The organism is Pseudomonas putida (assembly GCF_001941965.1).
GTDB classification, from domain to species: Bacteria; Pseudomonadota; Gammaproteobacteria; order Pseudomonadales; family Pseudomonadaceae; genus Aquipseudomonas; species Aquipseudomonas putida_L.
Genome location: NZ_MKZO01000058.1, coordinates 25,791 through 51,383, shown reverse-complemented (window position 1 = coordinate 51,383; position 25,593 = coordinate 25,791). Strand labels below are relative to the sequence as shown.

Genomic DNA, 25,593 nt, shown 5'->3' with positions numbered 1-25,593 from the left:
CTGGCGCGGGCTGCGGCAAGCTGGCCGACGCGGCATGCCATTGGAGTGCGTTGCCGCCGTCGCATTCGGACGATTTCAGCAACGCATCGGAGTCCATCGGTCTTGACACTGCCAATTTACGCTTCACCCATAACGTTTTGACGATGGCCTCGTAGCACGCCGTTTCGCTTTGGCGACGCATCCCCAGCACAGGGAGGTTGCCTCATGGCTGATCGCAGTGCCGAGCCGTGGTATGCCACGGCGGCCTATCTCTACGTTCTGCACCTGGATGGCCCGGCGCTGGCCTGGGAGTATCTGCGCCGCGATCCCGACTACCGGCGCGACTGGCTGCGCCATCGTCGCCAACCGGATGCTGCCGAGCGCTGGGGGCTGCGTCTGCTGGAAGATCCCACCCTGGATTCGCGGGATGCGCATCCGGCCTGGTTCCCCGATCACGATGCCGTGGTGCAGCTCTACCCGGATGCAGATCCGCCGCCCGATGCGCTGGGTTTTGAGTTCTGGAAGCTGCCGGGCCGCAAACACCTGATCCATGACGGCAAGCGCCTGGTGCTGATGGCGCGCTGGCCCGGCTGCTGCCTGCGCTTCGTGCTCGCGCCAGGCTTGGCCGACGGCATGGCTTACGCCTATGCCATCCGGGCCTGCGCCGCGCCTTGCGAACGCTATGCGGCCATCGCGAGCGAATTGAATACGATCGCCGTAGCCGCCGGTGCCGCACCTGCGGCGACCGTTCGGCCACGTCCGTCGCTATCGGCAATGCTGGAACTGCACACCTTGCAGGCGCTCGACGCCACCCTGGCGGGCGCGTCCTTGCGCGAAGTGGCCGAAGGCTTGTTCGGCACTGATGCCGTCGCGGCCGACTGGCACAAGGACAGCGCCTTGCGTGCCCGCGTGCGGCGGCTGGTGCGGCGTGGCGAGGCGTTGATGCGCGGCGGCTATCGCAGCCTGGCGCAGCTTCCGCCAGTTGCATCGCAGTAAGGGGGGACGTTTTGCAGCCTCTTCATTTCGTCCCTTAGCAAGAAGCCTCGCTTTCTTGAAAGTGCCTCTATCCGGCCGCGTGGTGTGGCCGGGCTTGATGGAGGTACTTCCCATGCGACCTGCTCCCTTGCGGCCTGCCGCCGCTGCTGTCGCTGCACCCGCGCAGCCCCAACGCTACCTGACCAACGACGAAGCCGCCGACTACCTGCGCCTGTCGCCGCGCACGCTGGAGAAACAGCGCGTGATCGGCGGCGGGCCGAAGTTTCGCAAGTTCGGCCGCCGTGTCATGTACGCGGTGTCCGACCTGGATGCCTGGGCCGATGCGCACAGCTACGCGGCGACTTCCGACCCGGAATATGCCGAGCGGCATGCGGGCGACTACCGTGACGGCCGCTGATCTCTGGCTCGCCGGTGGCAATCGCCATGTCCAGCCCATCGCTGCCCCTGCGGCAGCGACCAGCAAAGCAGCGGGAACAGCTCGACCTGTTCCGCGCGCTGCCGGGCGACATGGCGCCGCGCGACAGCCAGGACTTGATGGCCTTTCCGTTCTTCTCGCTGGCGAAGTCGCGGCGCACCGCGCCGATCGACTTCCGGGCGGGCGGCATCACCATCTGCGTGGAAGGGACGCGGGAACACGGCATCGCAACAATCTGGGATGCCGACATCCTGATCTGGGCCGCCAGCCAAATCGTGGAAGCCCGCGATGCGGGCATCCCGACCTCGCGGCTGATGCAGGTGCGCCCTTACGAGATCCTGCGCTTCATCGGGCGCGGTACGTCGCTGCGCGACTACCAGCGCCTCAAGGCCGCGCTCGACCGGCTGCAATCGACCACAGTGGCCACGTCCATCCGCGAAACCACGGGAAGGCGGCTGCACCGATTCTCGTGGATCAACGAGTGGAAGGAACTGGCCGATGCCAGCGGCACGCCACTGGGCATAGAGTTGATCCTGCCAGACTGGTTCTACGCGGGCGTGGTGGACGCCGCCTTGGTACTGACCATCGACCCGACGTACTTCCGGCTCACTGGCGGCATCGAACGCTGGCTGTACCGGCTGGTGCGCAAGCATGGAGGCCGGCAGGAGCACGGCTGGCAATTCGATTTCCAGCACTTGTACCGCAAGTCGGGCAGCGTGGCGCGTTTCTACGACTTCGCCGCCGATCTGCGCACGCTGGTGGCGCGGCAGTCGCTGCCCGGCTACGTCCTGGGCATCGAGCGGATGCCCGGCGAGAAAACCGAGCTGCTGACCTTCCGGCCCGTGCCGCCCACGGCACGGGGATAAGTGCGGGAAAACCTGTTAATTCACTCGTGCTATCAGGCAACAGAAGGCTCGTGCTATCAGGCAACAAATCCTCGTGCTATCAGGCAACAAAATTGGCCGAAAACCCGCGCCAGCATTGGGTTTCGCCGGCCTCTAACATTCCTAACTTAAATTCTCTAACTTTTAGTAGAGAAGCACCGTTTCGGTGGACAACTCCCGAAACGAAAAAAGCACGGCGGCTTGAAAGGCGAAATCAGCCCAAAACCAAACGCCGTTCAGCAGGGCAAGAACAGCCCGGTTCTTCAAACTGGAGGGCCGCGCCATGATCCTCGCTCTGCTCAACCAGAAAGGCGGTGTCGGCAAGACCACGCTCGCCACGCACATCGCGGGCGAACTGGCGATGCACGGCCAGCATGTCGTCCTGCTCGATGCCGATCCGCAGGGCTCATCACTGGATTGGACGCAGCGCAGAAGCCAGCAGGGCTTGCCACGGCTGTTCAGCGCCGTGGGCTTGGCCCGCGAAACGCTGCATCAGGAAGCGCCAGAGTTGGCCAGGCGGGCCGATCACGTCATCATCGACGGCCCACCCAGGATTGCCGCCTTGGCGCGCTCCGCGCTGCTGGCGGCCGAGCGCGTGCTGATCCCGGTGCAGCCCAGCCCCTATGACGTGTGGGCCAGCGCCGAGATGGTGGCGCTGATCCGCGAGGCGCAGGTGTTCCGGCCTGCACTGCGCGCGGCCTTCGTCATCAACCGGCGCGTCAGCACCACCATCATCGGCCGCGAGGCACGGCAATCGCTGGCCGAACAGCCGCTTCCCGCGCTGCGCTCGGAGGTGCATCAGCGCATCGTGTTCGCCGACAGCGTGGCCGCTGGCCGGCTCGCCCGTGAGACGGCACCCGACAGTGCCGCCGCACGCGAAATCACCGCACTGGTGGACGAACTGCTGCGGTGGCCGACATGACAGCGAAGCAGCCACCACGCGGTAAGCGCGTTGGCATCGGCGCACGCCCGCCCGCGAATCCTCACGCCGAGGCGTGGATTCGCCAGGGCGACGCCGATGCACTCAACAAAGGCGACCTCTACACGGCTCGCCTGACGCTCGACATTACGCCCGCCATGCGGGCGCGCATCAAGGTATCGGCCTTCACGCGAGGCGTGACCGTGGCCGAACTACTGCGCGAACTGCTGGAGCGCGAGTTTCCGGAACACCGCAGGGAGAACACGCCATGAACACATCCGCCTTACCTGCGGCGCACGCGCCCACGGCTGCATCGCGGCCCGCGCTTGCGACACTCACCGGCCAGGCCGGCAACGTGCCGCTGACGCGCGTGGCGCTGGCCTACATCGATGCCCGTTTCAAGCTCTACCTGCGCTTCGGCGAACCGGCACGCACGCTCCAGCTCGACCGCTGGCGGCGCTGCGCCGTGTTCCTGCCGGGTGCGGTGCTCTGCCGCATCCGCTGGCAGGCGAACGACTACGGCACGATCCGCTGGCAGCTCATGGTGATGCAGACCGCCACGCCGCTCGATGCGGTGCAGCGCATTCCTGCCGTGCAGCCGGGCGCACACCTGCTGCTGCACGCCGAAGGCGATGCCAGCGTGCGCGCCGTGCTCGAACGCATCGACGGCATTGAGGCTCTGGGCATCGCGCCCACCGCCGTGTCGCCCGCGTACTGGCGCGCGCTCGCCAACCGGCTTGCGGCGCGCTCGCCGCTGCCCGAATACAGCATCGAACGGCACGCCGCCTGGCTGGCCGGGAGGACATTCCCATGACCACTATTTCCACGACCGGCCCCGTGTCGCGTCCTCGCTCGCCCCGTGCACGTTTGCGCGCTCGCATCGTCCTGGCGGGCTTCGCCGCCGTCGGCCTCGCTGCGCTGGCCTGGGCGGCTTTCGTGTCGCCGCTGCCGCGCCTGACCTACAACCCGTCCGACAGCGTGGCGGTCGGCTGGTATCGCATCGAACCGTTCGACCCGCGCACCGCCTCGCTGCCACGTCCGTTGTCCGTGGACAGCATTGTGCTGGTGCCGCTGCCCGCCAAGTCCGCCATGCTGGCCGCGCAGCGCGGCTACCTGCCGACGCGCGTGCCGCTGCTCAAACGTGTGGGTGCGGTCGCGCCACAACACGTTTGCATCGTTGCTGGTCAGGTACGCATCGACGGCGAGCCTGCGGCCGCCGCGCTGCCCGCCGACCGGCTGGGCCGGCAACTGCCATCCTTGCAGCTTTGCCGCCGTCTCCAAGCGGGCGAGCTGTTCCTGTTGAGCATGACCAATCCGGCATCGTTCGACAGCCGGTATTTCGGCCCGGTCAGCGCATCCGCCGTGATCGGCTTCGCGCATCCGGTCTGGCTGGAGTCGCGCCCATGATGGCCGACTCGCTGCACGTTGCCGTGCATCTTGTCGTGCCATCGGGCGTCTCGTTCTACTGTTCGTCGTCGTGTCGTCGCGCGTGCAGTGCGGGGGCATTCGCACCGCACTTCGCGCTGTCTCCGGCGCAGCCGTCCAGTGTGCAGGCGTCTTGCCTCGAACGTGCCTGGCCTGCGGCCATCGGCGCGTTCGCCGGCGGGCTGGCTGCAAGCAGCACAGCGCCGCCGGGCCGCCGACGCCCGGAGCGACAGCGAGGGGCAAAGGCGGAAGGCAAGACAAAAGGACGCGGCACCGGGCCGCGTCGAAAGCCAGTCTGCACATGGGGGTGGCGCGGCACGGAGCGGCTTTGCCGCCGTGCCGCGTTCGGCGCGAAGGTCGCGCCAATGCAGGCATGTCCGCGTGCTTCGCACGACAGGACACGCCAGAGCTTGCAGGGAGCGCAGCCATGACCGACCGCCGCGACGACGATTTCCGCGTGCGCCCCAGCGCCCCGAAGAACCGGGGCAAGGGCCAGGGGCAGAGCTTCGTTTCCAAGGTGCTCAAACAGGCGGGCAAAGCCAGCAGCGGCAAGTCCACGGTGCGCCGTCCGGCATCGGCGAGTGGCACCGGCCAGCGGCCCGGCTCGCGCCTGGGGCGCGGCCACACGGCAGCACGCTTCGCCGGGGCGAAGCTGACGCCTATGTCGCGGCGCGCGACCATCAAGACGCTGCTGGTGAACCACCAGCGGGCCAGCCCGCAGTCGCTCGCCAAGCACCTGCGCTACATCGAGCGCGACGGCGTGGGCCGCGACGGCGAGCCGGGCCAAGCCTACGGGCCGCAGACAGACGTGGCCGATCTCGACGCCTTCAAGGAACGCTGCGCCGACGACCGGCACCATTTCCGCTTCATCCTCTCGCCCGAGGATGGCGCGGAGCTGGAAGACCTGCGCACCTACACGCGGCACCTCATGGGCCGCATGGAGGCCGACCTGGGTACGGGCCTCGATTGGGTGGCCGTGAACCACTGGAACACCGACAACCCGCACACGCACATCGTCGTGCGCGGGCGCGACGACACCGGCAAAGACCTCATCATCGCGGGCGACTACATCGCCGATGGCTTCCGCTATCGCGCCGCCGAGCTGGCGACCGAATGGCTGGGGCCGCGCACCGAACTGGAGATCCAGCAGACCTTGCAGCGTGAGGTGGAGCAAGAGCGGTGGACGAGCCTGGATCGCACCCTCAAGCGTGAGATAGGCGAGGCCGGCGGCGATGGCCTGGTGCGCGTCGAAAGGTTCAACGCCCCCCGCTTGCAGCGCCAACGCCTGATGCTAATCGGCCGCCTGCAACACTTGCAGCGCCTGGGCCTGGCCGACGAGACGCAGCCCGGCACCTGGGCCATCCATGCCGATGCGGAAAAGACATTGCGCGCGCTGGGCGAGCGCGGCGACATCATCCGCACCGTGCAGCGGGCCATGCGCGGCGAGCCGCGCGAGCTGGCCGTGTTCGAGCCGGGGGACGATGGCCGAACCATCCTCGGCCGTGTGGCCGCGAAGGGGCTGGCCGACGAGCTGCGCGACCGGGGCTATCTGGTCATCGACGGGGTGGACGGCAAGGCCCATTACGTCGCGCTCAACGCCCGCGACGAGCTGGCGAACTACCCGAGCGGCGCCGTGGTGGAGGTGAAAGGCTCGGCCGACGTGCGCGCAGCCGACAAGAACATCGCCGCGCTGGCGAGCGATGGCCTGTACCGCACTGACCATCACCTGGCGATCGGGCAGGGCCGGGCCAAGGCCGGACGCGACCCGCAAGAAGTCGTCGCCGCCCACATCCGCCGGCTGGAGGCCCTGCGTCGGGCCGGCATTGTGGAGCGCGTTGCCGAAGGGCTATGGAAGGTGCCGGACGACCTGGCCGAGCGTGGCCGCCAGTACGACGCGCAGCGCCTGGGCGGCGTGGCCGTGGAGCTGAAATCGCACTTGCCCATCGAGCGGCAGGCCCGCGTGATCGGGGCCACGTGGCTCGACCAGCAGTTGATCGGCGGCGGCTCGGGCCTGGGCGACCTGGGCTTTGGTGGCGAGGCCAAACAGGCCATGCAACAGCGCGCCGACTTCCTGGCCGAACAGGGGCTGGCCGAGCGGCGCGGGCAGCGCGTGATCCTGGCGCGCAACCTGCTGGGCACACTGCGCAACCGGGAACTGGCACAGGCCGCGAAGGGCATTGCCGCTGAAACCGGCCTGGAGCATCGCCCGGTGGCCGACGGGCAGCGCGTGGCTGGCATCTACCGGCGCAGCGTCATGCTCGCCAGCGGGCGCTACGCGATGCTGGACGACGGCATGGGATTCAGCTTGGTGCCGTGGCGGCCGGTGATCGAGCAGCGGCTGGGGCAGCATATCGCCGCCGTGGTGCGCGGTGGCGGCGTATCTTGGGAGCTTGGACGGCAGCGCGGGCCAAGTATTTCTTGAGACCCTTCATCTACTTGTCGAACGGCCGAGCGCCTTCATCAGCCCCGGCTTCTGGCTCGCAAAGGTGCCATAGAAGACCTCATTACCGATGAGCGTGATCGGAGCCACGCGCACGCCGGTTCGTGACTTGGCTTCCGCAGAAATCTTCGGGTCGGTCAGGTCGCGTTCTTCAAACACGATGCTCTGCTGGGACAGCCACTCCTTCAGCACCCGACAGTCCGGGCAGGCTGGAGTGCTATAGATGATGATGCGCGGGGTGCTGGCTTGGTTCATGGTCGTGCCTTCACTTTCCCCGAGCGGCAAGCCAGCTCTTCATCATGGCGATCTCTCCTTCCTACGCAGAGATAACCTCCTGAGCCAACTCGCGGACCTCCGGGTCCTTGCCGTACTGCAACGCCACCTTGGCCATGTCGATCGCGCCCTGGTGATGCGGGATCATGCCGCGCATAAAGTCCACATCGGCATCGCCGCTGAAGTCAATCATCATGTCGGCGTGCATGCGGTCATTGCCGGCACGGTAGGCGGTCGTCGAGGCGTCGCCCGAGCTGCCGGTCGCCGCCTGTTGGCCGCGTTCTCCAAGCCACTTATTCATCATGGCGATCTCGCCTTCCTGCGCAGAGATAACCTCCTCAGCCAACTTGCGGACCTCCGGGTCCTTGCCGTACTGCAACGCCACCTTGGCCATGTCGATCGCGCCCTGGTGGTGCGGGATCATGCCGCGCATGAAATCGACGTCGGCGTTGCCAGTGAACTGCGCTCCCATCCCCGCGTGCATCTGGTCGTTCACGGCGCGATACGCGGTCGTGGAAGGGCTGTCATTGGCCGAGGCGCTGGAGGGCATCGCGTGCCCTTGGTGATCTCCGCTCGCATTGGCCTGCATCACTTCACCCGACGGGACCACCTTCTTCTGAACGGCCATCAGGCCGATGGCGACCACGACGGCGCCCGCAATGAACAACAGGCTGAACTTGTTGACTCTCATGAAAAACTCCTTGAATGAGATTGATGGAGTCACTGTAGGGCTTCCCATTGTTGGAAGGTCAAGCCCCTCATTTCGCCGTTGATGCCGATGAAGACCCTCGGCGCAAGATCCAGTCCTTCACTTCCGCCGCCTACGACAACGCGCTGTCGAAGCTGCAGCGGTGGAAGCAGGTGATGTAGCGCCTGAGGCGACCGCTAGATGGAACACCTCCCGCATCGGCCCGATCAGCCCGGACCTAGCCGCACCGGCTTTCGCGCGGTCTGCCACAGCAGCGGCACCAAGATCAGCGCCAGGGCCGGGAAGATCATCCAGTTGACCGCCTGCCAGCCCGAGCTGTGCAGGATCGATCCCGCGAGGAACGACACGGCCGCCGTGGCGGCGAAGACGAAGAAATCGTTCATGCCCTGCGCCTTGCTGCGCTCGGCCGGGGTGTGGCAATCGGTGACCACCGCCGTCGCGCCGATGAAGCTGAAGTTCCAGCCGATGCCCAGCAGCGCCAGCGAGCCCCAGAAGTGGGACAGGCCGAGCCCGCCCAGGGCCACCACCCCGGAGGCGGCGAGCAGCACCATGCCCACGGCGGTCACGCGCTCCTTGCCGTAGCGCACCATCAGCCGCCCAGTGAAGAAGCTCGGCCCGAACATCGCCAGCAGGTGCCACTGGATGCCCAGGGCGGCGTTGTCCACCGAATGCCCGTGGTTGACCATCGCCACCGGCGCGGCGGTCATCACGAACGCCATCACCCCATAGGACACCACGCCCGCGGCCACGGCCAGCGCGTAGCGCGGCATCGCCAGGAGCTGCAGCACCGTGCGGCCGCTGTCGGCGGCGGCTTCGGCCGGGGTCTGGCGCGGCGTGCGCAGCATCAGCAAGATCGGCAGGGCGATCAGCGGCAGCAGCGCCTGGCTGAGGAAGCTGCCGACGTAGGGCGTGCCCGCTACCGCGTCGCGCGTGAAGATCACCAACTGCGGCCCGATGATGGCACCCGCGAGACCCCCCACCATCACCCAGGAAATCGCCTTGGCCTTGAGCGCGTCCTCGGCGGTGTCGGCGGCTGCGAAGCGGTAGCTCTGCACATACGCGCCGTAGAAGCCCGCCAGGAAGGTGCCGGCGCAGAAGATCCAGAACGAGGCCAGCATGATGCCCAGCGCGGCGATCAGGCCCGAGGCCACGCCGAAGCCGACCCCGACCACGTATCCGTTGCGGCGGCCATGGCGCCGCATGATGAACGCCGCAGGCAAGGTGCCGATGGCAAGACCCAGGCCGAACAGGCTCACGGGCAAGGTGATCCAGGCCGAGTCCTTGGCAAGCTGCTGGCCGACCAGCCCGCCCAGCGACATCACGATGGGCGCGCTGGCGCCACCGAGCGCCTGCGCGGCGGTGAGAACGCCGATGTTTCGGCGCGTGATGCTCTGGTCGGTCATGGGCGGTCTTTCTTGTTCGTTTGTCTGGCCGGAAATATTACACGCATGAATATATGTTCAGTTATCCGACCATGATTCGGCCATGCGATGCTCATGAACCGCCGCAACCTGGTCGCTCCTCGCAAATCTCCCGAGCGGCAGAAGGAACAGCCTGCCGTTCCAATGCGAGCAGGTGCTCTTTCACCCGGGTCAGTTGCGCCATGCGTTCCTCGACATAGGCGAGATGGTCCCGGACAGCCTGCGTCAGCAGCTCGGGTTCCGGGGACTCGCGATGCGTCCAGCCCAGCAAGTTGCGCATGTCATCCAGGCCGATGCCCGACGCGCGGTAGTTGCGAATCAGGTAAAGCCGCTCGACATGGGCCGGGCCATAGCGCCGGTAGTTGTTGCGGGACCGCTCGGGAGCGGGCAGCAGGCCCTCCCGTTCGTAGAACCTGATGTTCTCAGGGGGCGTGCCGGTCAAGCGCGCGAGTTCACCAATCCTCATCCAGCTCTCCGCGCGCAGCGATGGGGGACGCCACCGCTGCGCGCCGGCCCTCATCCCGGCGACCGGGCGGACTGCTGCGCCGTGGCGCCCGATTGCACCGTGTGCTCAGTCCAGCCGCCGCCCAGCGCCTTGTACAGATGGATGAGGTTGTTCAGCCGCGTCAGGCGCGTGCGCACCAGGGTCTGCTGCGTGCCGTAATGCGTGCGCTGCGCGTCGAGTACAGTGAGGTTGTCGTCCACGCCCTCCTGGAAGCGCTGCTCGGCCAGCTCGTAGGCCTTCTGGCTGGCCGCCACCAGGAGCTGCTCCGCGCGGATCTGCTCATCGAGCGTGCGCTTGCCCGCCAGGCCGTCGGCCACCTCGGCGAAGGCCGCCTGGATGGACTTCTCGTAGTTGGCGATCTCGATGCGCTTCTGTACGTGCGCCACGTCCAGGTTGGCGCGCAGCGCGCCGCCGCGGAAGATGGGCAGCGTGATCTGCGGCAGGAAGCTCCAGGCCCGCGAGCCCGAATCGAACAGGCCGTCCAGCGAAGCGCTGGCCGTGCCCGCCGAGCCCGTAAGGCTGATCGTCGGGAAGAACGCGGCCCGCGCCGCGCCGATGTTGGCGTTGGCGCCGATCAGCATCTGCTCGGCGGCGCGGATGTCCGGCCGGCGCGCGAGCAGTTCGGACGGCAGGCCGCTCGGCAGGCCGGTCGGCACGATGTCGTCCGGCAGCGCCATGGCCTCGTCAAGCTGCCGGGACAGCTCCGGCGTCAGCGGCTGGCCCAACAGCAGCACCAGCGCGTTGCGGTCCTTGGCCGCCTGCCGTGTGTAGGCGGCATGGTTGGCCTCGGCGGTGCGCAACGCGATCTCTGCGCGGCGCAGGTCGAGCTGCGTGGAGTTGCCCGCTTCCACCAGTTGGGTGGTCAGCCCGTAGGAGCGCTTCTGCGTGGCGAGGGTGTCGCTCGTCAGGCGCAGCAGTTCCTGGTCGGCACGCAGCGTGAGGTAGGCGCTGGCCACCTCGGACACCAGGCTCATCTGCGTGGCGATGCGGGTCTCGTCGAGGGCCAGGTAGGACGCCAGCGCCCGGTCGCTGAGGCTGCGGATGCGGCCCCACAGGTCCAGTTCCCAGGCGGCCGTCACCCCGGCCACGTCGTAGCGCCGGAGCACGTCGCTTTGCCCCGTGGTGCTGAGGTCGGCCGGTACGCGCTCTGACGCGCCGCGGGCGGAAACGCCCAGGTTCGGCAGCATCTCGGCACGCTGGATACGGTACAGCGCCTGAGCCGCCTCCACGTTGAGCGCGGCCTTGCGCATGTCGCGGTTGTTCTCCAGTGAAATGCCGATCAACTGCTGCAGCAGCGGGTCGCGGAAGAAGTCCCGCCAGCCGATCTCGGCCGTGATCGCGTCGTCGGGCGTCGCGGCCGCCGGTTCCACATAGGCCGCGCCCAAGGGATAAGCCGTGTCGATCGGCGCTGCGGGCCGGTCATACTTCGGTGCCATGGAGCAGCCAGTCAACGCCGCCGCGAGGGCGAGCGGCGCCAGCGTCCTGGCGGGTCGTGTGAATGCGAAAGATGTTTTCATGTCGTATGTCCTCCTGGCCGTCATGCGTGCTGGTCGGTCATGCCGACACGGGCATGGCGCGCTTCGCGGCGCAGCGCCAGCTTGCGCACCACGACGTAGAACACCGGCGTCAGCACCAGGCCGAATACCGTCACGCCCAGCATGCCGGCGAACACCGCGATGCCCATGGCGTGGCGCATCTCGGCGCCCGCACCGCTGGCCAGCACCAGCGGCACCACGCCAGCGATGAAGGCGAACGACGTCATCAGGATCGGGCGCAGCCGCAAGCGCGCGGCTTCGAGCACGGCTGCCAGCGGATCGGCCCCTTCGCTTTCCTTCGCGCGGGCGAACTCCACGATCAGGATCGCGTTCTTGGCGGCCAGGCCGATCAGCACCACGAAACCGATCTGCGTGAAGATGTTGTTGTCCCCCCCAGAGAGCCAGACGCCGGCGATCGCCGAGAGCAGCGCCATGGGTGCAATCAGCAGCACAGCGAACGGCAGCGACCAACTGTTGTACTGGGCCGCCAGGAACAGGAAGGCGAGCAGCACCGCCAGCGCGAAGATATAGATAGCAGTATTGCCAACTCGGTTTTCCTGGAAAGTCAGGTCCGTCCATTCGTAGGTCATACCGTCAGGCAGCGATTCGCTCACGATCTTCTCAATCGCGGCGGTGGCCTGGCCGGATGAGTAGCCCGGCGCTGGCCCGCCGCTGATGTCCGCCGAGGGGAAGCCGTTGTAATGCATCACCCGGTCGGGGCCGGAACTGCGCTCGATGGTCGCGAACGCGCTCAGCGGGATCATGTCGCCCGCTGCATTGCGCACCTTGAGCATGCCTATGTCCTCAGCCTGCATGCGGAACTGCGCATCGGCTTGGGCCATTACCCGGTAGGTGCGACCGAAGCGGTTGAAGTCGTTGACGTAGAGCGAGCCAAGGTTGACCTGCAGGGTGTCGAACACCTCGGTCAGCGACACGCCCTGCGACTTGGCCTTCACCCGGTCGATGTCCACCTGCAACTGCGGCGCATTGGTCTGGAAGCTGGCGAGCATGTTCGCCAGCTCGGGCGCCTGCATGGCCTTGCCCATGATCTGGCCCTGTGCTTGTGCAAGCGCCTCGGGACCCAGGCCCGCCCGGTCCTCGATCTGCAGCTTAAAGCCGCCCATAGAACCCAGGCCCGGCACCGGCGGCGGCGGGAAGATGCCGACGAAGCCGTCCGGGATCTGGCTGAACTTGCCCATGAGCTTGCCCTGGATGGCGAAGGCCGACAGCGACGGGTCCTTGCGCTCATCGAAGGGCTTGAGCATGGCGAACATCAGCGCGGTGTTCGGCTGGTTCACCGGTCCATTGACCGACAGGCCCGGGAAGGCCACCACGCTCTCGACGCCCGGCTCAGCCAGTGCGATCTTGGTCATCTCCTTGACGACCGCCTCGGTGCGATCCAGCGAGGCGCCGGTCGGAAGCTGGGCGATGCCCACGAGGTAGTACTTGTCCTGGGCGGGCACGAAGCCCGCAGGCACCTTGTGGAAGCCCAGCCAGGTCAGGCCCAGGAAGCCGACGTAGAGCAGCAGCACGATGGCGCTGCCGCGCACCGCGCGGCGCACGCCCCCGACGTAGGAATTCGAGGCGCGGTCGAAGAAGCGGTTGAAGCGGCGGAAGAAGCCGCCGAACACGCCGTCGATGATGCGCGTGACGCGATCGGGCTTGGCCGCGCCGTGGTGCGGCTTGAGCAGGATGGCGGCCAGCGCTGGCGACAGCGTAAGCGAGTTGATCGCCGACAGGATGGTCGAGAACGCGATGGTTAGCGCGAACTGGCGATAGAACTCGCCCTGCAGCCCCGACAGGAACGCCGAGGGGATGAAGACCGCTGCCAGCACCGAGGTGATGGCCAGGATCGGGCCAGTCACTTCATCCATCGCCTTGCGCGCCGCGTCCTTGGGTGATTCGCCCAGCGCTATGTGGCGCTCCACGTTCTCCACCACCACGATGGCGTCATCCACCACGATGCCGATGGACAGCACCAGTCCGAACAGCGACAGTGTGTTCAGCGAGAAACCGAACATGTGCATCACCGCGAACGTGCCGACCAGCGAGACCGGCACGGCGATCAGCGGGATGATCGACGCGCGCCAGGATTGCAGGAACAGCACCACCACGATCACCACCAGGAAGATGGCCTCCAGCAGCGTGACGGCGACGGACTGGAGCGAGGCGCGCACGAAGACCGTGGGGTCGTAGGCGATCCTATACTCAATGCCGTCGGGGAACTTAGCTTGAAGTCGGTCCATTGCCGCGCGCACCGCGCTAGACACATCCAGCGCGTTCGCGCCCGGGCTCTGGATGATCTGTATCCCCACCGCCGGCTCGCCATTGAGCAGGCTGCGCAAAGAGTAGGAATCGGCCCCCATCGAGATGCGGGCGACATCCCGCAGGCGAGTTACCTGGCCGTCGGCGCCCGTCTTCACGACGATCTCGCCGAATTGCTCCTCGCTCGACAGTCGGCCCAGAGTGTTGACCGTGACCTGGAACGCCGCCGAGGCATCCGGCTGCTGACCAACCGAACCAGCGGCAACCTGTATGTTCTGCTCGCGGATGGCGGCAACCACGTCGCTCGCGATCAGCCCACGAGCAGCGACCTTGGCGGGTTCGAGCCAGACCCGCATCGAATACTCCCCGGCGCCCCAGACTAGGACATCGCCGACGCCTGGCGTACGAGCCAGCTCATCCTTCACATGAAGTGTGGCGTAGTTGGAGACGTACAGCGGATCATATCGACCTCCAGGCGAAAGCAAATGCACCACCATGAGAACGTCCGGCGACGTTTTCTCGGTGACAACACCGATGCGCTGAACTTCAGGCGGTAGGCGCGGCAACGCCCGCGAGACCCGGTTTTGCACCTGGATCTGCGCAATGTCGGCGTTGATATGCTGCTCGAAGGAGACGGTGAGCACCATTTTCCCGTCGGTGGACATCTGAGACTGCATGTACATCATGCCTTCTACGCCGTTGATCGCCTGCTCCAGCGGTGATGCCACGGTATCGGCGATCACTTGCGGGTTGGCACCGGGATAGCTAGCGGTGACCTGCACCGTGGGAGGCGTGACCTGCGGGTATTCGCTCAGCGGCAGCTGGAAGTAGCTGATCGCGCCCGCGATCAGCATCAGCACCGACAGGACGATGGCGAAGATGGGCCGGTTGATGAAGAAGCGGGGGAAATTCATTTGCGGGCCTCCGCCGAGCCGGCCGCGCCGTCAGCCTTGGCGGGGTCCGCGCCGGCGGCCGGTGCCGCGGGCGGCTGCATGGGCACCATGCGCGGCGTGACCGCCATGCCGGGGCGCACGAGGCCCTTGATGATGATCTTCTCACCGGCCTGCAGGCTGCCGTTGATGACGCGCAGCCCGTCCACCACCGGCCCCAGTTCGATGGGCCGGTACTGGGCCTGGTTGTTCTCGCCCACGACCAGCACGTAGTTGCGCCCTTGGTCGGTGCCCACGGCCTGATCGTCGATCAGGACGGCCTCGCGCGCCGCGCCGGTGGACAGCTTGACCCGGGCGAACATGCCGGGTGCCATGCGCCCATCCGGGTTGGGCACAACGGCGCGCGCGCGGATCGTGCCGGTGCTTCGGTCAATGGTGTTGCCCACGAAGTCGAGCGCGCCCCTGTGCGGGAAACCCTTGTCCGTGGTCAGCCCGACCTGCACGGGCAGCGAGGCCTTGCCGCCGGCGCCCGCAGCGGGCCGCGAGCGGCTCACGACGTTGAGGTACGTGGCTTCGTCGATGTCGAAGTACACGTGCAGCGGGTCGATGGACACGATCGTGGTCAGCAGCGTGGCCGCGCCGGCGACACCGCCGCTGACCAGGTTGCCCTCGGTCACGAGCACGCGGTCAACGCGCCCGGCGATGGGCGCCGTGACGCGGGCGTAGGACAGATCCAGCCGCGCCGCAGCGACGGCGGCCTTGGCCGCTTGCACCTGGGCCTGGCGCGCACTGCGCGCGGAGACGGCATCGTCGTAGGTCTTGCGCGCGACAGCGCCGGTCGCCACCAGGCGCTCGGCGCGGTCGAAGTCGGCCTGGGCCTGACTGGCCAGCACCTCGGCCTGTTGCAGTTGCGCCGCAGCCGTGTCGAGCGTGACCTGGAACGGTCGGGGGTCGATCTGGAACAGCAGTTGTCCCTTGCGCACCAGGCTGCCCTCGGGGACGCTCACAGCATCGACGGCGCCGCCGACCCGCGAGCGCAGCTCGACGGTCTTGGGCGCGGCCAGGAAGCCGGTGTACTCGGCCGATGGCGCGACCGTGCGGGTGATGACCTCGGCCACGGGCACCTGCGGCGCCATCGGCGCGCCCGCCGGGGGCGCCGCGGCCTTGCCCTCGTCCTTGGCGTCGCGGGCGGCAATCGCTATGCCCCCGACGGCTGCGATGACGCCTGCCACCACAACGATTCTGATTTTTTTACGCATGGAAGTGCCCCTTTCTTGGATGCAGGACTCCGGCCCTTCCGAAGCGCTCTGCAGAAATTTGTGTGGAGGCTAGGCGTTACAACGAAGGCAAGGTCAAGCCCTTTGGGTTGCCCTAGCGGGCAGGCTGCATGGACAAGGTGGTGGGAAAACCCCGCGTCGTCGCTGTGGCCACTCCGACATCCAGCTCACGAGTGCCGTTGTGCGGTTGAACCGGTCGGTCTTGTGGGTGATTGCGAGCGCGGGAGGCTCAGGCGTCCAAGCTGCCGCCGCCCATTGCTGTGCCTGCGCGGCATCCCGGCGCCCAGGCAGGGCCCGCGATTCAGGGTGTTGCGCCCAGGCCGCATCGAGGACGTCCTTGAGGCTAACCGGCGGCGTGGGTACCGGCGCCTCGCAACCTGCCATTCGCCTGGGTGCTTGGGCCTGGTCAGTCGTCGGCTTTGTCCTCGGAAATGTGGACCGCCATGTCCTGCAGCACCTGGCTGACGTGCTGGTCCGCGATGCTGTAGAAGATGTGCTTGGCTTGGCGTTCGCCGCGCACGAGGCGCGCACCGCGCAGCAGCCGCAGGTGATGGCTGACCAGAGACTGCGACAGGTCGAGCGCTTCGGCGATGTCCCCCACGGCGACCGAGCCATGCATGCACTGCAGCAGGATCTTCAATCGCGATTGGTCGCCCAGCAGGCGGAAGGTCTCGGCCAGAACAGCGACGTCACTTTGCGACATTGCGAGGGCATCGGTCGCCGCGTCGTGGCTGGTGGTCGAGCATTGCGCGGTGTCGGCGCTGGTGGTTTTGCGGGACGTCATGGATGCAAATCCTCAAGTGGAGTGCGAGCCGGCTCGCGCGGCCTCAATGCCTGTGACCAGGAGCGGAATGGTCGTGGTCATGGCCGTGGCTGTGCCCGCCGCCATGCTTGTGATTGCCATGATCATGGCCGCTGTGGTCGTGCCCGCTGTGGTCATGACCGCTGTGATCGTGGCCGCTGTGGTCCTGACGCTCCGACGTGGGCTGCAAGCTGCAGACGTTCTCGTCGGTGCCCGAGTTCCAGTCGATCCCGACCGTGGCGTGTTCGATGCTGAATTGCTCTCGAAGCACCGCTTCGACGCGCTTGACCACGGCGCGTGCTTCCTCGTCCACGTTGGGGCGAACGTGCAGCGTGGCCATCGTGCGCCCGGAGGTGAGCTGCCACACGTGAACGTGGCTGACGGCCGCCAGGCCCGGCACGGCGCCCATCAGGCCTTGCTCCACCTTCTCCGGCGAAGCATCCTCCGGCGCGCCTTCCAGCAGGATGTGGATCGACTTGGCGAGCAGCTTCCATGCGCTGCGCAGGATCAGCGCCGCGACCAGGACCGACAGGATGGGATCGATCGGCGTCCAGCCCGTGAGGTAGATGACGATCGCAGCGACGATGGCGCCGACCGAGCCGAGCAGGTCGCCCATCACGTGCAGGATGGCCCCCTTCACGTTGACGTGATCGGTCTCTCCGCGGGTCATGATCCACAGCACGAGCACGTTCACCAGCAGGCCGAGCACGGCGACGATCATCATCGGGCCGGCCAGGATCACGGGCGGCGCCTGCAGCCGCTCCCACGCCTCGTAGGCGATCCAAGCGACGATCGCGAACAGGGTCACGGCGTTCAGGAAACCGGCGATGACCTCGAAGCGCAGGTAGCCGAAGGTGCGCTTGCTGTCGGCCGCGCGGCGGCCGAACCGGAATGCTGCGTAGGCCAGTGCGAGCGCCGCGGCGTCGGTCAGCATGTGGCCCGCGTCGGCCAGCAAGGCCAGCGAGCCCGACAGCACGCCTCCGACGGCCTCCACGACCATGAAGCCGAAGATCAGGAAAAAGGACAGCAGGACCTTGCGCTCGTTGGCGCTGGTCACGGTCGGGGTGTGGTCATGATCATGGTCGTGATCGTGACCATGGTCATGTGCGTGGGATTGGGACATGGGGCCTCGGGAAACTGGGTCTTTGACTGTGGCTCAAAATATAACACATGAACATGTTTTCATGTGAATTGTTGTACACATTTGTGTTCGCGTCTCACCACGGCCGGGATGCCGCTCCGGGCAATTGCCTTAGCCTGGCTCGGCGACCATTCCCCCCGCCTGGCAAGCAGCCGTTGATCTAACATCCAGTGGCAGTATCCCCCCTGGGGGGATATGATTTCAGCATGGAAGACATGCATAAGCACACCACCCATCCCGACCTGGTGAAGCGGCTCAAGCGCGCCGAGGGGCATCTGCGGCACGTCATCGGGATGATCGAAGGGGGAGAAACCTGCCTCGACATCGCCCGCCAGCTCGCGGCGGTGGAAAGCGCGGTGACGGCGGCCAAGCGCGTCCTGATCCACGACCACATCGACCACTGCCTGTCCCATGACGAGGACTCCGTTCTGACCGAAATGAAGGCGCTGACCAAACTGCTCTGAGGCCGTCCGATGCTCTCCGTCCTGAATAACCGCACCTACCGCCACCTGTTCACCGCCCAGGTGATCGCGCTCGTCGGCACCGGCCTGATGACGGTGGCGCTCGGCCTGCTGGCCTACGAGCTGGCCGGCGCGGATGCAGGCGCGGTGCTCGGGACGGCGCTGGCCATCAAGATGCTGGCCTACGCGGGGGTCGCGCCGGTCGCGCAGGCCTTCGCCGACCGGCTCCCGCGGCGCTCGCTGCTCGTGGCGCTGGACCTCGTGCGAGCGGCCGTCGCGCTGTGCCTGCCCTTCGTCACCGAGGTCTGGCAGATCTACCTGCTGATCTTCGTTCTGCAGGCGGCATCCGCCGGCTTCACGCCGACCTTCCAGGCCACCATCCCGGACATCCTTCCCGACGAAGAGGACTACACGAAGGCGCTGTCGCTGTCCCGGCTGGCCTACGACCTGGAAAGCCTGATTTCCCCGATGCTGGCCGCCGCGCTGCTGACCGTCATCAGCTTTCACAACCTGTTCGCGGGAACGGTGCTCGGTTTCCTCGTTTCAGCCGCTCTCGTGGTCAGCGTGCGGTTGCCCACGTCCGTCCCCGGCCCGCGCCGCGGCATCTGGGAGCGAACGACGCGCGGCACGCGCATCTACCTCGCCACGCCTCGCCTGCGGGGCCTGCTGGCGATCAGCCTGGCCGTCTCGGCGGCCGGCGCGATGGTGATCGTGAACACGGTGGTGCTCGTGAAGGCGCGTTTCGGCCTGGGCGAAGTCGAGGTGGCGTGGGCACTGGCGGCGTTCGGAGGCGGCTCGATGGTGGCCGCCTTCGTCTTGCCGTCCCTACTGGAGAAAGTAGCCGACCGACCCGCGATGCTCACCGGCGCCGCTGTCCTCGTCGTGGGCACGGCGATCGGCGCACTGCTGCCGAGCTATGCGCTGTTGCTGCCGCTGTGGCTGGTGATCGGCTTTGGCTACAGCGTGGCGCAGACGCCATCCGGCCGTCTTCTGCGCCGCTCGGCCCACGCCGAGGACCGTCCAGCGATCTTCGCGGCCCACTTCGCGCTGTCGCACGCCTGCTGGCTCATCTGCTACCCGCTGGCCGGACGCTTCGGCGCGGCCATGGGGCTGCAATCGACGTTCGTCGTCATGTCCTTGATCGGCCTAGCTGGCGTGGCGCTGGCGCTTCGGCTGTGGCCGGCCAGCGACCCGTCGGACTTGGCCCATGACCATCCGAACCTGTCGGCGGATCACCCCCACTTGCGTCAGCACGCGAACCAAGGCGGGCACCATCACGTGCTGGTCGTGGATGACTTGCACCGGATCTGGCCGAAAGGATAGGCCTCACGGGACGCGGTAAGGGCTGTTTCGCACCAAGGCTAGTCGTCGCTGTTGTCCTCAACGATGTGGATGGCCATGTCCAGCAGCACCTGGCTCACGTGCTTGTCCGCTACCTCATAGAAGATCTGCTTGGACTGGCGCGCGCCCTTGACCAGACGGGCTCCACGCAACAGTCGAAGGTGATGGCTGACCAACGACTGCGAGAGTTCGACGGCTTCCGCGATGTCGCTTACCGACGTGGACCCCTTCATGCAGCACAGCATGACCTTGAGCCGCGACGGATCGCCCAGGAGCCGGAAAGTCTCGGCCAGGATGGTCACGTCATTCTGTGACAGGGAGGCCAGATCGGTGCTTGGGCCCTTCGGTGGGGCACTGGCTGGTTTGCGTGGAGTCATCTCTCAAAAATTCCTACCCTCGAACGGCTGTTCGTGCCCTTCAGGATCAACGAGGCTGCGACCGCTTGAGCGCGCGCACAGCCCGGGACCAGGGCGAGCCTGGCGACCAAGGCCCCTCGTTTCCCCCGTGCGCCGGGCCATTTCTGAAACCTGACAGTACCCGAAAAAAGCGCTTGACCTTCCCACGATGGTAAACCCTAAGCTCCCCCATGTCGAATATCAACTATGGGAAACAACCATGAGCATGCCAATAACGAGTGATGCTCGTGCCACCGCAGCAGCGATCAGCCTACCCATCGAGGGCATGACCTGCGCGAGCTGCGTCGGCCGAGTCGAGGCCGCCCTGGCCAAGGTGCCGGGCGTGGACAGCGTGTCCGTCAATCTCGCCACCGAGCGGGCGGACATCCGCCTGGCCAGTCCTGTCGATCGCATCGCGTTGATCCAGGCGGTCGAGAAGGTCGGCTACGACGTGCCGGCTGGCACCGTCGAACTGGCGGTCGAGGGCATGACCTGCGCCTCCTGCGTGGGCCGCGTCGAGAAGGCACTCAAGGCCGTGCCCGGCGTCACCGAGGCCACGGTCAACCTCGCGACCGAGCGTGCCACCGTGCGCGGCGTGGCCGCCGTGGCGGACCTGATCGCGGCCATCGAGAAGGTCGGCTACGAGGCCAACCCGGTGGATACCGGCGCGCAGGCCGACGAGGAAGCCGCCGAGAAGAAGGACGCCGAGCGCGCCGAACTCAAGCGCGACCTGACCCTGGCCGCCGTGCTGGCGCTGCCTGTGTTCGTGCTCGAAATGGGCTCGCACATGATTCCCGGCATGCATGAGTGGGTGGCTTCCACCATCGGCATCCAGCAGAGTTGGTATCTGCAGTTCGTGCTGACCCTGCTGGTGCTCGCCATTCCGGGCTGGCGCTTCTACGAGAAGGGCTTCCCGGCGCTGTTCCGCCTGGGTCCCGACATGAACTCGCTGGTCGCGGTCGGCACGGCCGCAGCCTTCGGCTATTCGATGGTCGCCACATTCGCGCCCAGTCTGCTGCCGGCCGGCACGGTGAACGTGTACTACGAGGCGGCCGCCGTCATCGTGGCGCTGATCCTGCTGGGCCGCTTTCTTGAGGCACGGGCCAAGGGCCGCACCTCCGAGGCCATCAAGCGCCTGGTCGGCCTGCAGGCCAAGGAGGCGCACGTGCTGCGCGACGGCCGCATCGTGGACATCCCGATCAACGACGTGGCGCAGGGCGACATCGTGGAAGTGCGCCCCGGCGAGCGCGTGCCGGTCGATGGTGAAGTGACCGAGGGCCGCAGCTTCGTGGACGAGTCGATGATCACCGGCGAGCCGATTCCCGTCGAAAAGGCGGAAGGCAGCACCGTGGTCGGCGGCACCGTCAACCAGAAGGGTGCGCTGACGCTGCGTGCCACCGCCGTGGGCGGTCAGACCATGCTGGCGCAGATCATCCGCATGGTCGAGCAGGCGCAAGGTTCCAAGCTGCCGATCCAGGCCGTGGTGGACAAGGTGACACTGTGGTTCGTGCCCGCCGTCATGCTGGCCGCCGTGCTGACCTTCCTGGTCTGGCTGGTGTTCGGCCCGTCGCCCGCGCTGTCCTTCGCGCTGGTCAATGCCGTGGCGGTGCTGATCATTGCCTGCCCGTGCGCCATGGGTCTGGCGACGCCGACCTCCATCATGGTCGGCACGGGCCGGGGCGCCGAGATGGGCGTACTGTTCCGCAAGGGTGAAGCCCTGCAACTGCTCAAGGACGCCAAGGTGGTGGCCGTGGACAAGACCGGCACGCTGACCGAGGGCCGCCCGGTCCTGACCGACCTGGAGATTGCCGACGGCTTTGACCGCAACCAGGTGCTGGCGAAGGTCGCCTCTGTCGAATCGCGCTCGGAGCATCCGATCGCACGCGCCATCGTCGAGTCGGCCGTGGAAGGTGGCATCGCGCTGCCGACGATGACAGACTTCGATTCGGTCACGGGCATGGGCGTGCGCGCCACCGTGGACGGCGCGCGTGTCGAGGTCGGTGCCGATCGCTTCATGCGTGAGCTGGGGTTGGACGTGAGCGGCTTCGCTCGCACGGCCGAGCGCCTGGGCAATGAGGGCAAGTCGCCGCTGTACGCCGCGATCGACGGCCGACTGGCCGCCATCATCGCGGTGGCCGATCCGATCAAGTCCAGCACGCCCGCGGCCATTGCCGCGCTGCACCAGCTCGGCCTGAAGGTGGCGATGATCACTGGCGACAACGCGCGTACCGCGCAGGCCATCGCCAAGCAACTGGGCATCGACGAGGTGGTGGCCGAAGTGCTGCCCGAGGGCAAGGTCGAAGCCGTGCGCCGCTTAAAGGCCACCCACGGCCAGATCGCCTACGTGGGTGACGGCATCAACGATGCGCCGGCGCTGGCCGAGGCCGACGTGGGCCTGGCGATCGGCACCGGCACCGACGTGGCGGTGGAGTCGGCCGACGTGGTGCTGATGTCCGGCAACCTGCAGGGTGTGCCCAACGCCATCGCGCTGTCCAAGGCCACCATCGGCAACATCCGCCAGAACCTGTTCTGGGCGTTTGGCTACAACACGGCCCTGATCCCGGTGGCCGCTGGCGTCCTATACCCCGCATACGGTGTGCTGCTGTCGCCGATCTTCGCGGCCGGAGCGATGGCGCTGTCCAGCGTGTTCGTGCTCGGCAACGCGCTGCGCCTGCGCCGCTTCCAGCCGCCGCTGGCGGCGGATACCGCTCATTGAGAAAGGAGGAACACCATGAACATCGGTGAAGCATCCAAGGCCTCGAAGGTCTCGGCCAAGATGATCCGCTACTACGAGCAGATCGGCTTGATTCCCCCGGCCGACCGGAACGATTCGGGCTACCGCGCCTATAGCCAGGACGACGTACACCGGCTGCACTTCATCCGGCGTGCGCGCGACCTCGGCTTCTCGGTGGCCGAGATCACGGACCTGCTGGGACTGTGGAACGACAAGTCGCGCCGGAGTGCCGACGTCAAGCGCCTGGCGCAGCAGCACATCTCCGAGCTGGACCGGCGCATCGCGAGCATGTTGGAGATGGCCGAGACGCTCAAGGCGCTGATCCGGTGCTGCGCCGGCGACGAACGGCCCGACTGCCCGATCCTGCACACGCTGGAGCAACTCGATACCAGCGACGACGAGCCCGAAGCGCGCACCGGCGCCGTGCCACGGCGTGCAAGTGGCAACGCAGCGGCAAAGAAGCCGCGTGCGCACTGAGCAGCCGGGAGAGACCATGCCCAAGATCACCGTCTTGCCCCATCCTGAACTGGCGCCCGAGGGCGCCGAGCTGAACGTGCCGGTCGGCACCTCGATCTGCGAGGCGCTGCTAGACAACGGCATCGAGATCGAACATGCCTGCGACATGAGCTGTGCCTGCACGACCTGCCACTGCATCGTGCGCAAGGGATTCGATTCCCTCAACGAGGTCGAGGAGTGCGAGGACGACCTGCTTGACCGGGCCTGGGGGCTAGAGGCGCAATCGCGCCTGAGCTGCCAGGCCATCGTGGCGAACGAGGACCTGACCGTCGAGATCCCGAAGTACACGATCAACCATGCCAAGGAGAACCACTAGGACCCAGCGTGCCGCCGCGGGCGCGCCGGCCTGCGGCGGGGTTGCTCTGGCAGACGGAGGACTGACGGCGTTGCAGCCTGACGACCGCCCCGGGAGCCAGATGCCTACACCCCCTTGCACCACCGCCGGTTAGGCTGGAAATGTCGTCAAAGTCCTTCAATCCGTGATAGTCGGCGCTGCGGCCGGCCCATGAAAAGTCCCACAGGAGAAGTCCAGCATGTCTGCGCCCAAACAAGCCACGCTCTACCGGATGGTCATGCCCGGCCATACCTGCCCCTACGGGCTGAAGTCGCTCGATCTGCTCAACCGCAAGGGCTACGAGGTCGAGGACAAACACTTGGCGAGCCGCGAGCAGACGGATGCGTTCAAGAAGGAGCATGGCGTCGAGACCACGCCCCAGGTCTTCATAAACGGGCGGCGCGTGGGCGGCTACGACGACCTGCGCAAATTCTTCGGCATGTCCGTGAAGGACAAGAACGCCGTGACCTACACCCCTGTGATCGCGCTGTTCGCCATGGCGGCCGCGATGGCGCTGGCGGCGAGCTGGGCGGCCTTCGGCCAGCTCTGGAGCATTCAGGCGGCAGAGTGGTTCGTGGCCTTTGCCATGTGTCTCCTGGCGCTGCAGAAGCTCAAGGACGTGGACGGCTTCGCGACGATGTTCCTCAACTACGACCTGCTGGCCAAGCGCTGGGTTCGGTATGCCTATTTCTACCCGTTCGCGGAGGCCATCGCAGGCGTCCTGATGGTCGCGGGCGTGGGGATGTGGGTGTCGATTCCGTTGGCGCTGTTCATCGGGACCGTCGGGGCCGTGTCGGTTTTCAAGGCGGTCTATGTCGATCGCCGGGAACTCAAGTGCGCCTGTGTGGGCGGGGACAGCAACGTGCCGCTGGGCTTCGTGTCCCTGACCGAGAACCTGATGATGGTGGCGATGGCCCTGTGGATGTGGGCCAAGGTCGCCTACCTTGGGATGCACTGAGCGCCGCGCCAGGTACGGCGCAGCGCACGTGCTCGCATCGGCCGTCCTGTGTGCAGGCCGGCCACGACGCGGTGTTACTGCGCGCGCGGCGGGAAGCCAGCTTCGCTCAGGGCCGCGGCGATCTGCTCTTGCGAGGCCGAGGTCTGGACCTCGACACGGCGGGTCGGCGGGTCCGTGACGATCTTGGCGTTGGGGTCGATCGTTTGGATCGTTTTCGTAACGGTGCGGGCGCAGCCGCCGCAGGTCATGTCTTCGAGATGGAATTGCATGGAAAACTCCTTTCGGGTTGGGGTGTTTGAAGTCTGGTCCTTGCCACGGTTGGAAGGTCAAGCGCTATTTGCATCCCCGCTACACCAATCGGCCGAATGCTCATAGGGCAAGGCCGTGGTGCTCTTTACCCGATCCAGCACGAAGCTTGTCTTGCAGTCCTGCACGCTGGGGTGCTTGAGCAGCGTGTCGAGCACGAAGCGAGAGTAGTGAGCCATGTTCCTGACGACCACCCGCAGCAGATAGTCCATGTCGCCGGTCAGCGCATGGCATTCCACGACCTCCGGCCATTTCTGGACCGACGCGCGGAACACGTCCATGGGATTGCGCTTGTGCGAGTCGGAGTGCTTTTCGAGACGCACGTTCAGGTAGGCCGTGAGCGTGAGGCCGATCTTCTCCGAGCCGCTGCTCGGCCCGGTGTTCTTCGAGTTCATCGAGCGCAAGGGCAACTACCGCGAGGGCTTCGGCGAAGGTAACTTCGGTGCCTTGTTCGAGTCGATGGAGCGCGACCAGATCAACCGCGGCGCGCTGGAAATCAACCCAGCCTGATTCGGGCTTTCCCCCTGAAGGCATAGCACCTTCCGCATCTCGCGAGCCCCGGTGGGGCTCGCACTATTTTGGCAAGCGGCCTCCACGATGCCCATTGGCCCTCGTGCAGCTTGCACCATTCATCTCCTCACAATCGAACATCACCACGGCACGGTGCAGGCT

Annotated in this window: 26 protein-coding genes and 1 pseudogene; 15 read left to right on the top strand and 12 right to left on the bottom strand. The window is 66.6% G+C overall.

Annotation, left to right across the window (positions count from 1 at the left end):
- The first annotated feature begins 204 nt into the window (after positions 1–204).
- The 8 genes from PSEMO_RS25935 to PSEMO_RS25890 all read left to right on the top strand — a co-directional run bounded on the left by PSEMO_RS25935 (position 205) and on the right by PSEMO_RS25890 (position 7,040).
- Entirely contained in the window at positions 205–975 is a 771-nt protein-coding gene (locus PSEMO_RS25935) for a DUF2285 domain-containing protein (protein WP_031631142.1), read from the top strand.
- 127 nt (positions 976–1,102) lie between these two features.
- Entirely contained in the window at positions 1,103–1,372 is a 270-nt protein-coding gene (locus PSEMO_RS25930) for a helix-turn-helix domain-containing protein (RefSeq protein WP_444851699.1), read from the top strand.
- 26 nt (positions 1,373–1,398) lie between these two features.
- Positions 1,399–2,256 carry a replication initiator protein A gene (locus PSEMO_RS25925; RefSeq protein ID WP_031631139.1) on the top strand — a complete coding sequence of 286 codons (858 nt, stop codon included), beginning with the start codon at positions 1,399–1,401 and terminating at the stop codon, positions 2,254–2,256.
- Between the two features lie 301 nt (positions 2,257–2,557).
- Positions 2,558–3,196, top strand: a complete 639-nt coding sequence (parA, locus tag PSEMO_RS25915; protein ID WP_031631138.1) for a ParA family partition ATPase — start codon at positions 2,558–2,560, stop codon at positions 3,194–3,196.
- Positions 3,193–3,465: a hypothetical protein gene (locus PSEMO_RS25910; protein ID WP_031631135.1), complete on the top strand. Its 273-nt coding sequence runs from the start codon at positions 3,193–3,195 to the stop codon at positions 3,463–3,465. The genes parA and PSEMO_RS25910 overlap by 4 nt, the downstream gene beginning before the upstream one ends.
- Positions 3,462–4,007, top strand: coding sequence for a DUF2840 domain-containing protein (locus PSEMO_RS25905; protein WP_031631134.1), 546 nt, complete (start codon positions 3,462–3,464; stop codon positions 4,005–4,007). Before PSEMO_RS25910 ends, PSEMO_RS25905 begins: the two co-directional genes overlap by 4 nt.
- Positions 4,004–4,600, top strand: coding sequence for a S26 family signal peptidase (locus PSEMO_RS25900; protein WP_031631133.1), 597 nt, complete (start codon positions 4,004–4,006; stop codon positions 4,598–4,600). The genes PSEMO_RS25905 and PSEMO_RS25900 overlap by 4 nt, the downstream gene beginning before the upstream one ends.
- A gap of 445 nt (positions 4,601–5,045) precedes the next feature.
- Positions 5,046–7,040 carry a relaxase/mobilization nuclease domain-containing protein gene (locus tag PSEMO_RS25890; RefSeq protein ID WP_019396546.1) on the top strand — a complete coding sequence of 665 codons (1,995 nt, stop codon included), beginning with the start codon at positions 5,046–5,048 and terminating at the stop codon, positions 7,038–7,040.
- A gap of 6 nt (positions 7,041–7,046) precedes the next feature.
- On the opposite strand, the gene PSEMO_RS25885 is transcribed toward PSEMO_RS25890, so the two are convergent.
- The 9 genes from PSEMO_RS25885 to PSEMO_RS25845 all read right to left on the bottom strand — a co-directional run bounded on the left by PSEMO_RS25885 (position 7,047) and on the right by PSEMO_RS25845 (position 17,858).
- Positions 7,047–7,313 carry a glutaredoxin family protein gene (locus PSEMO_RS25885; protein ID WP_008786730.1) on the bottom strand — a complete coding sequence of 89 codons (267 nt, stop codon included), beginning with the start codon at positions 7,311–7,313 and terminating at the stop codon, positions 7,047–7,049.
- A gap of 61 nt (positions 7,314–7,374) precedes the next feature.
- Positions 7,375–8,022: a CopM family metallochaperone gene (gene copM / locus PSEMO_RS25880; RefSeq protein ID WP_049950248.1), complete on the bottom strand. Its 648-nt coding sequence runs from the start codon at positions 8,020–8,022 to the stop codon at positions 7,375–7,377.
- Between the two features lie 224 nt (positions 8,023–8,246).
- The gene (locus PSEMO_RS25875; RefSeq protein WP_008786732.1) at positions 8,247–9,443 is read right to left on the bottom strand and encodes an MFS transporter; all 1,197 of its coding nucleotides are present in this window, start codon (positions 9,441–9,443) and stop codon (positions 8,247–8,249) included.
- 91 nt (positions 9,444–9,534) lie between these two features.
- Positions 9,535–9,927 (bottom strand): MerR family transcriptional regulator, encoded by a 393-nt coding sequence (locus tag PSEMO_RS25870; protein WP_019396549.1) that lies wholly within the window; start codon positions 9,925–9,927, stop codon positions 9,535–9,537.
- A 50-nt stretch (positions 9,928–9,977) separates the two neighbouring features.
- Entirely contained in the window at positions 9,978–11,483 is a 1,506-nt protein-coding gene (locus PSEMO_RS25865; protein WP_008786734.1) for an efflux transporter outer membrane subunit, read from the bottom strand.
- 20 nt (positions 11,484–11,503) lie between these two features.
- Positions 11,504–14,680: an efflux RND transporter permease subunit gene (locus tag PSEMO_RS25860; protein WP_031631131.1), complete on the bottom strand. Its 3,177-nt coding sequence runs from the start codon at positions 14,678–14,680 to the stop codon at positions 11,504–11,506.
- Positions 14,677–15,915: an efflux RND transporter periplasmic adaptor subunit gene (locus PSEMO_RS25855; RefSeq protein WP_021162752.1), complete on the bottom strand. Its 1,239-nt coding sequence runs from the start codon at positions 15,913–15,915 to the stop codon at positions 14,677–14,679. Before PSEMO_RS25855 ends, PSEMO_RS25860 begins: the two co-directional genes overlap by 4 nt.
- Before the next feature lie 424 nt (positions 15,916–16,339).
- Positions 16,340–16,717 carry an ArsR/SmtB family transcription factor gene (locus tag PSEMO_RS25850; RefSeq protein ID WP_008786737.1) on the bottom strand — a complete coding sequence of 126 codons (378 nt, stop codon included), beginning with the start codon at positions 16,715–16,717 and terminating at the stop codon, positions 16,340–16,342.
- Positions 16,718–16,760: 43 nt separating this feature from the next.
- The gene (locus PSEMO_RS25845; protein ID WP_008786738.1) at positions 16,761–17,858 is read right to left on the bottom strand and encodes a cation diffusion facilitator family transporter; all 1,098 of its coding nucleotides are present in this window, start codon (positions 17,856–17,858) and stop codon (positions 16,761–16,763) included.
- Positions 17,859–18,082: 224 nt separating this feature from the next.
- On the opposite strand from PSEMO_RS25845, the gene PSEMO_RS25840 reads away from it, so the two are divergent.
- The gene (locus PSEMO_RS25840; RefSeq protein ID WP_019396551.1) at positions 18,083–18,340 is read left to right on the top strand and encodes a metal-sensing transcriptional repressor; all 258 of its coding nucleotides are present in this window, start codon (positions 18,083–18,085) and stop codon (positions 18,338–18,340) included.
- 9 nt (positions 18,341–18,349) lie between these two features.
- On the top strand, positions 18,350–19,660 hold the full coding sequence (locus PSEMO_RS25835; protein ID WP_008786740.1) for an MFS transporter: 1,311 nt from the start codon (positions 18,350–18,352) through the stop codon (positions 19,658–19,660).
- A 38-nt stretch (positions 19,661–19,698) separates the two neighbouring features.
- Here the strand turns inward: PSEMO_RS25835 and PSEMO_RS25830 are convergent, their stop codons facing one another.
- Positions 19,699–20,055, bottom strand: a complete 357-nt coding sequence (locus PSEMO_RS25830) for an ArsR/SmtB family transcription factor (RefSeq protein ID WP_008786741.1) — start codon at positions 20,053–20,055, stop codon at positions 19,699–19,701.
- Positions 20,056–20,293: 238 nt separating this feature from the next.
- On the opposite strand from PSEMO_RS25830, the gene PSEMO_RS25825 reads away from it, so the two are divergent.
- The 4 genes from PSEMO_RS25825 (at position 20,294) to PSEMO_RS25810 (ending at position 24,615) form a co-directional block, all read left to right on the top strand.
- Complete coding sequence (locus PSEMO_RS25825; RefSeq protein ID WP_008786742.1) at positions 20,294–22,789, top strand: heavy metal translocating P-type ATPase; 2,496 nt, start codon at positions 20,294–20,296, stop codon at positions 22,787–22,789.
- A 15-nt stretch (positions 22,790–22,804) separates the two neighbouring features.
- Complete coding sequence (gene cueR / locus PSEMO_RS25820) at positions 22,805–23,284, top strand: Cu(I)-responsive transcriptional regulator (RefSeq protein ID WP_008786743.1); 480 nt, start codon at positions 22,805–22,807, stop codon at positions 23,282–23,284.
- 16 nt (positions 23,285–23,300) lie between these two features.
- The gene (gene fdx / locus PSEMO_RS25815; protein WP_008786744.1) at positions 23,301–23,639 is read left to right on the top strand and encodes an ISC system 2Fe-2S type ferredoxin; all 339 of its coding nucleotides are present in this window, start codon (positions 23,301–23,303) and stop codon (positions 23,637–23,639) included.
- A 217-nt stretch (positions 23,640–23,856) separates the two neighbouring features.
- Positions 23,857–24,615 (top strand): MauE/DoxX family redox-associated membrane protein, encoded by a 759-nt coding sequence (locus PSEMO_RS25810; protein WP_008786745.1) that lies wholly within the window; start codon positions 23,857–23,859, stop codon positions 24,613–24,615.
- Positions 24,616–24,689: 74 nt separating this feature from the next.
- Here PSEMO_RS25810 and PSEMO_RS25805 read toward each other — a convergent pair whose 3' ends face one another.
- Both PSEMO_RS25805 and PSEMO_RS25800 read right to left on the bottom strand, forming a co-directional pair.
- Entirely contained in the window at positions 24,690–24,884 is a 195-nt protein-coding gene (locus tag PSEMO_RS25805) for a heavy-metal-associated domain-containing protein (protein WP_003821167.1), read from the bottom strand.
- 57 nt (positions 24,885–24,941) lie between these two features.
- Entirely contained in the window at positions 24,942–25,316 is a 375-nt protein-coding gene (locus PSEMO_RS25800; RefSeq protein ID WP_008786746.1) for an Lrp/AsnC family transcriptional regulator, read from the bottom strand.
- On the opposite strand from PSEMO_RS25800, the pseudogene PSEMO_RS33185 reads away from it, so the two are divergent.
- Positions 25,273–25,431 (top strand): annotated as a pseudogene (locus PSEMO_RS33185) (4-hydroxyphenylpyruvate dioxygenase); the annotation flags it as partial. The gene PSEMO_RS25800 and the pseudogene PSEMO_RS33185 overlap by 44 nt on opposite strands.
- Positions 25,432–25,593 lie beyond the last annotated feature (162 nt).

Bases quoted from the DNA above. Each gene is read 5' to 3' on its own strand.
- PSEMO_RS25935 (WP_031631142.1), top strand. From the start codon at position 205: ATGGCTGATCGCAGTGCCGAGCCGTGGTATGCCACGGCGGCCTATCTC.
- PSEMO_RS25925 (WP_031631139.1), top strand. From the start codon at position 1,399: ATGTCCAGCCCATCGCTGCCCCTGCGGCAGCGACCAGCAAAGCAGCGG.
- parA (WP_031631138.1), top strand. From the start codon at position 2,558: ATGATCCTCGCTCTGCTCAACCAGAAAGGCGGTGTCGGCAAGACCACG.
- PSEMO_RS25910 (WP_031631135.1), top strand. From the start codon at position 3,193: ATGACAGCGAAGCAGCCACCACGCGGTAAGCGCGTTGGCATCGGCGCA.
- PSEMO_RS25905 (WP_031631134.1), top strand. From the start codon at position 3,462: ATGAACACATCCGCCTTACCTGCGGCGCACGCGCCCACGGCTGCATCG.
- PSEMO_RS25900 (WP_031631133.1), top strand. From the start codon at position 4,004: ATGACCACTATTTCCACGACCGGCCCCGTGTCGCGTCCTCGCTCGCCC.
- PSEMO_RS25890 (WP_019396546.1), top strand. From the start codon at position 5,046: ATGACCGACCGCCGCGACGACGATTTCCGCGTGCGCCCCAGCGCCCCG.
- PSEMO_RS25885 (WP_008786730.1), bottom strand. From the start codon at position 7,313: ATGAACCAAGCCAGCACCCCGCGCATCATCATCTATAGCACTCCAGCC.
- copM (WP_049950248.1), bottom strand. From the start codon at position 8,022: ATGAGAGTCAACAAGTTCAGCCTGTTGTTCATTGCGGGCGCCGTCGTG.
- PSEMO_RS25875 (WP_008786732.1), bottom strand. From the start codon at position 9,443: ATGACCGACCAGAGCATCACGCGCCGAAACATCGGCGTTCTCACCGCC.
- PSEMO_RS25870 (WP_019396549.1), bottom strand. From the start codon at position 9,927: ATGAGGATTGGTGAACTCGCGCGCTTGACCGGCACGCCCCCTGAGAAC.
- PSEMO_RS25865 (WP_008786734.1), bottom strand. From the start codon at position 11,483: ATGAAAACATCTTTCGCATTCACACGACCCGCCAGGACGCTGGCGCCG.
- PSEMO_RS25860 (WP_031631131.1), bottom strand. From the start codon at position 14,680: ATGAATTTCCCCCGCTTCTTCATCAACCGGCCCATCTTCGCCATCGTC.
- PSEMO_RS25855 (WP_021162752.1), bottom strand. From the start codon at position 15,915: ATGCGTAAAAAAATCAGAATCGTTGTGGTGGCAGGCGTCATCGCAGCC.
- PSEMO_RS25850 (WP_008786737.1), bottom strand. From the start codon at position 16,717: ATGACGTCCCGCAAAACCACCAGCGCCGACACCGCGCAATGCTCGACC.
- PSEMO_RS25845 (WP_008786738.1), bottom strand. From the start codon at position 17,858: ATGTCCCAATCCCACGCACATGACCATGGTCACGATCACGACCATGAT.
- PSEMO_RS25840 (WP_019396551.1), top strand. From the start codon at position 18,083: ATGGAAGACATGCATAAGCACACCACCCATCCCGACCTGGTGAAGCGG.
- PSEMO_RS25835 (WP_008786740.1), top strand. From the start codon at position 18,350: ATGCTCTCCGTCCTGAATAACCGCACCTACCGCCACCTGTTCACCGCC.
- PSEMO_RS25830 (WP_008786741.1), bottom strand. From the start codon at position 20,055: ATGACTCCACGCAAACCAGCCAGTGCCCCACCGAAGGGCCCAAGCACC.
- PSEMO_RS25825 (WP_008786742.1), top strand. From the start codon at position 20,294: ATGAGCATGCCAATAACGAGTGATGCTCGTGCCACCGCAGCAGCGATC.
- cueR (WP_008786743.1), top strand. From the start codon at position 22,805: ATGAACATCGGTGAAGCATCCAAGGCCTCGAAGGTCTCGGCCAAGATG.
- fdx (WP_008786744.1), top strand. From the start codon at position 23,301: ATGCCCAAGATCACCGTCTTGCCCCATCCTGAACTGGCGCCCGAGGGC.
- PSEMO_RS25810 (WP_008786745.1), top strand. From the start codon at position 23,857: ATGTCTGCGCCCAAACAAGCCACGCTCTACCGGATGGTCATGCCCGGC.
- PSEMO_RS25805 (WP_003821167.1), bottom strand. From the start codon at position 24,884: ATGCAATTCCATCTCGAAGACATGACCTGCGGCGGCTGCGCCCGCACC.
- PSEMO_RS25800 (WP_008786746.1), bottom strand. From the start codon at position 25,316: ATGAACTCGAAGAACACCGGGCCGAGCAGCGGCTCGGAGAAGATCGGC.